The organism is Nostoc sp. UIC 10630, assembly GCF_010747425.1.
Classification (GTDB): domain Bacteria; phylum Cyanobacteriota; class Cyanobacteriia; order Cyanobacteriales; family Nostocaceae; genus Nostoc.
The window spans coordinates 1-847 of sequence record NZ_JAAGOG010000467.1 but is presented as its reverse complement, the minus strand read 5'-3'; the positions used below and the strand labels follow the sequence as shown (position 1 = coordinate 847).

The window sequence follows — 847 nt, the reverse complement described above, 5'->3', positions numbered from 1 at the left end:
GCCTCCTCCCCCTTGCCTCCATTGACAAAACTGAGTTAGCAAAAGCTACTTTTTGGGCACAATACTTTAAATAAATAGCTAATTTATGAAGAGTTGATGAAGTATGAATATAGCAGTTAAGCCGATGGACAAGCTTTTTAACTATCAAATTAGCGAACAACTTTATGCAGGCTCTAGAACCTTAGTTTATCGTGCAATTCGAGAGGCTGATCAACTTCCGGTTGTAATCAAACTGCTACAGCAGGAGTATCCTACCTTCAACGATCTGCTGCTATTCCGCAATCAATACACAATCGCTAAAAATATTGACTTACCTGGTATTGTTCATCCCTACAGCCTGGAACCTTACCGTAACAGCTATGCTTTGGTGATGGAGGATTTTGGTGGTATTTCCCTCAGAGATTGGATGAACGAAACAATAAGGGGTAAGCAATATACTTTGACAGAGTTTTTGGAAATTGCGATCGCTCTAAGCAATATTCTCGACGGACTCTATCGCCATCGGATTATCCATAAAGATATCAAGCCTGCTAACATCCTCATCAACTCAGAAACTCAGCAAGTCAAGTTCATTGACTTTAGTATTGCCTCTCTTTTACCCAGAGAAACCCAAGAAATTCACAGTCCTAATGTCTTAGAAGGTACTCTTGCCTACCTTTCTCCAGAACAAACCGGACGGATGAATCGCGGAATTGACTATCGCAGTGATTACTATTCTCTCGGCGTTACCTTCTATGAATTGCTGGCTGGACACTTACCCTTCGAGTCTAACGATCCGATGGAGTTGGTTCACTGTCATATTGCCAAGGAACCAGAAAAATTAGGGGGCAGATGGCAGGGGGCAGGG

At 42.4% G+C, this 847-nt stretch carries 1 protein-coding gene; it reads left to right on the top strand.

The features are described 5' to 3' along the window. Window positions 1–103: 103 nt before the first annotated feature. Window positions 104–847 (top strand): serine/threonine-protein kinase (locus tag G1O98_RS38415; RefSeq protein ID WP_163939706.1); only part of this gene is annotated, 744 nt, incomplete at its 3' end.